Origin of the sequence: Streptomyces sp. NPDC032472, assembly GCF_040636955.1 — a bacterium.
Lineage (GTDB): Bacteria > Actinomycetota > Actinomycetes > Streptomycetales > Streptomycetaceae > Streptomyces.
This window is the reverse complement of the sequence record NZ_JBEZVK010000211.1, coordinates 1-1277: the sequence shown is the minus strand read 5'-3', so window position 1 is coordinate 1277 and position 1277 is coordinate 1. Positions and strand designations below refer to the sequence as shown.

Annotated in this window: 1 protein-coding gene and 1 pseudogene; one reads left to right on the top strand and one right to left on the bottom strand. The window is 80.1% G+C overall.

What is annotated here, in order from left to right:
* Nucleotides 1–541 (top strand): glycosyltransferase family 9 protein (locus AB0F11_RS38260; protein ID WP_362184499.1); only part of this gene is annotated, 541 nt, incomplete at its 5' end.
* A 58-nt stretch (nt 542–599) separates the two neighbouring features.
* Here AB0F11_RS38260 and AB0F11_RS38255 read toward each other — a convergent pair.
* Nucleotides 600–1277: pseudogene (locus tag AB0F11_RS38255) on the bottom strand (MFS transporter); the annotation flags it as partial.

Here is a 1277-nt window from a genome sequence, read left to right as displayed (position 1 = left end):
GGCGCCCCCGGAGGCCTCCCCGGCCCCCGGGGCGGTGGTGCTGCACCCCGGCGCCGACGCCGCGGCCCGCCGCTGGCCGGCCGAACGGTTCGCCGCGGTGGGCCGGGCCCTGGCCGCCGACGGGCACCGGGTGGTGATCGTCGCCGGGCGGGGCGAGGGGCCGCTGGCCCGCCGGGTGGCCGAGTACGCCGGCCTGGGTCCCGGGGCGGTGGCGGGTGGTGCGCAGGACCTGTCCTTCGGCCGCCTGGCCGCCGTCGTGGCGCACGCCCGGTGCGTGGTGGCCGGGGACAGCGGCGTCGCCCACCTCGCCTCGGCCCTGGGGACGCCGTCCGTCGTGCTGTTCGGGCCTGTGGCGCCCCGGCTGTGGGGGCCGCCGCGGAGCGGTCCGCACCGTGTGCTGTGGCACCCGGCACCGGCGGACGACCCCCTGCGCCCGGGCGACGCCCACGGCCGCGTCCCCGACGCCCGGCTGCTCCGCGTGTCCGTCCCCGAGGTGCTGGCGGCGGTACGAACCCTGCCCGCCCCGCCGACCCGGCACTGAGCCGGGCGACCCCAACGCCCGGCCGCCGGCTCCCGCCGCCGTCCCCGAGGCGGGTGGGTCAGGCGGCCGGGACCAGTTGCGGGGTTGCCGTCGCCGTCACCGTGCCCAGGGGGGTGGGGCGGAGGGTGCGGCGGCGGTGGGTGAGGGCTCCGGCGCCCACCGCCAGGGCGATCACGAGGCCGCCGACGACGAGGGCCGCCCGTACCCCGAGGAGCTCCATCAGCAGGCCCAGCGTCGGCGGGGCGGCGAGGCCCCAGCCGGTGCGGACGGTGGACCAGGCGCCGAGCACCCGGCCGCGCAGCCGGGCCGGGGGATCGGTCTGCAGCAGGGTCGACTGGGCGGTGTCGCCCACGGACTCGGCGACGGCCATCGGCAGCACGAGGACGAGCAGCAGCGCCAGCGAGGGCGTCAGGCCCGCCATGACCTGGAGCAGCGCTCCGGCCACGGTGAGGACGGCGACCAGGCGGACGCGCGGGCGGCGCAGCCGGGCCCCGAGGACGGCGCCGACGATCCCGCCCGCGGCCAGCATCGTGGACACCCCGGAGAAGGAGGCGGCGTCACCCGCGAGCGGTCCCGTGACCAGCACCGCGAGGGTGAGGGAGTAGTTCCGGCCGAACAGGGCGCTGATGCCGTTCAGGACCGCGAGGGCCACCAGTCGGGGCCGGCCCGTGAAGTGGACCAGGCCCGCCCGCATCCCGCCCGCCGGTTCCGGCGCGGCCGCGGCCGCCTTCACGGC